This window comes from Methylobacterium sp. CCH7-A2 (assembly GCF_001557075.1).
GTDB classification, from domain to species: domain Bacteria; phylum Pseudomonadota; class Alphaproteobacteria; order Rhizobiales; family Beijerinckiaceae; genus Allobosea; species Allobosea massiliensis.
In genome coordinates this window covers 1-2262 of record NZ_LSKN01000104.1, presented here as the reverse complement: position 1 = coordinate 2262, position 2262 = coordinate 1, and the positions used below count along the sequence as shown (strand labels likewise).

Genomic DNA, 2262 nt, shown 5'->3' with positions numbered 1-2262 from the left:
GCAGTCGCAACCGTCTTGGATTTGCGGTCCAGCTTTGCCTTCTGCGCTATCCGGGGTTTGGCCTACGCGCCGGCGATGCGGTGCCCGACGCGCTCCTGACCTACCTTGCTCATCAGCTCGGGCTCTCGGCGGCAGCCTTTCGCGATTATAGCCGTCGCACCCAGACCCGGCTCGATCACGCGGGCGAACTCTTCGGCTATCTCGGCTTGCGCCCCTTCATCCGTGCCGATGTGCCGCTCGCTCTCGATCTCGCCGCCGCAGCCGCGTGGTCGACCGACAAGGGCGAACCGATCGCTCACGGGATTGTCGAAGGTCTGCGTTCCGCCAAAATCATCCTTCCCGCCCCCGACACGATCGAACGAGCCGGATTGGCCGGGCGGGCTCGCGCTCGACGGAAAGCCGCGGAAGCTCTCGTTGCTCCATTGGCGCCCGAGCAACTCGGCCGCCTCGATGCTCTGCTGGTCAACGATGCCGCGCTGAACTCGACCCGGTTTGCCTGGCTGCGCGACATCCCGGAGTCGCCCTCGACGACGAACATCAACGACCTTCTGGATCGCTTGGCCTTCGTGCGCGGCATCGGCATCTCCGCCGATGACGTCATGTCCGCGGTTCACGAGCACCGCTTCCGGCAGTTCGTGCGCGAAGGCGCGGTGGCGCCGGCGTTCCTGCTCTCCGACTACTCCGCAAACCGACGCCGGGCGACCCTCATTGCGAGCCTGATCGACCTCGAGATGCGACTGGCGGATGCCGCGATCGACATGTTCGACAAGCTCGTCGGATCCCTCTTCAGCCGCGCCCGGCGCGGTCAGGAACGGCGCTACCAGGCAACGACCCGTGACGTCGGCCAGCTCATGCGCCTGTTTGGCCGCACGATCGCGGCGTTGTCGGAAGCGCGCGAGGGCGATACCGACGCTCTCGCCGTGATCGACGAGACGGTCGGCTGGCATCGGCTCCTCGCCGCCAAGCCCCAGATCGATGCGCTGGCCGAACTGGCCGACGAAGACATGCTGGCGGCCGCGACCGAACGTTACGGCACGATCCGCCGTTTCGCGCCGGCGTTCCTCGAGGCGTTCGCTTTCCGCGCCGCTGGAGGCGGAGCTTCCCTCCTGCGGGCGGTCGAGATTTTGCGCGAGCTCAACCGGCGTGGCCGGCGCGATGTGCCGGACGATGCGCCGCTGCCGTTCAAAAACAGGCAATGGAAGCGGCTCGTGCGCCAGGGTAACGGCCGGATCGACCGCCGGCTCTATGAGACCGCCGTGCTCTCGACGCTGCGCGACCGGCTGCGGGCAGGCGACGTCTGGATCGAGTGCTCGCGGAACTATCGGCGCTTCGACGCTTATCTGCTCTCGAAGCGGGCAGCGGTCGAAATCGCCACCGGATTACCGATCGGTGTTGCCGCGGACGCCTACATTGCAAGTCGCGCCCGCGTTTTGGATTGGCGATTGAAGCGCTTCTCTGCGCTGCTGCGGCAGGACAAGCTGGAAGGCGTGTCGATGGTGCGCGGCAAGCTGAAGGTGAAGCCGCTGCCGCCGGCGACGCCACCCGAGGCCGACATGCTCGACCGCAAGCTCGACGCGCTCTTGCCACGCGTGCGCATCACCGATCTGCTGCGCGAGGTTGCGGCTCGGACGGGGTTCCTGTCGGCTTTCCGCGATCTGCGCAGCGGCAAGATCCACGACAACCCGAACGCCGTGCTCGCCACTGTCCTGGCCGACGGCACCAATCTTGGCCTCGAGCGCATGGCGAACGCCAGCCAAGGCGTCAGCTACGCCCAGCTCGCCTGGACCCACAACTGGTATCTTTCGGAAGAAAACTATCGCGCCGCGCTCGCCATGATCGTCGATGCTCATCACCGGCTGCCATTCGCGCGTCACTGGGGCGACGGCACGGCCTCTTCCTCCGACGGGCAGTTCTTCCGGGCTGGCCGCGAGCGCGCGGGCGCGGCCGAAGTGAACGCCAAGTATGGCGGCGAGCCGGGGGTGAAGATCTACACCCACCTCTCCGACCACTTCGCTTCGTTCCATTCCCGCGTCATCTCGGCGACGGCCGGCGAAGCGCCCTATGTCTTGGACGGCCTGCTGCTGCATGGCAGCGCATTGGCCCCGCAAGTGCATTACACCGACACCGGCGGCGCGACGGACCACGTCTTCGCGCTGTGCCACCTGCTCGGTTTGCGGTTCGTGCCGCGGCTTCGTGATCTCGCCGATCGCCGGCTCGGCACGATCGAGCCGGCTTCAGGATACAAGGGCCTGGAAGCTCTGA

Annotated in this window: 1 protein-coding gene; it reads left to right on the top strand. The window is 66.8% G+C overall.

The annotated features are described in order from the left end of the window. Window positions 1-41 precede the first annotated feature (41 nt). Window positions 42-2262, top strand: a 2221-nt coding sequence (locus AX750_RS08940; protein ID WP_245282360.1) for a Tn3 family transposase, incomplete at its 3' end; no start/stop codon positions are given.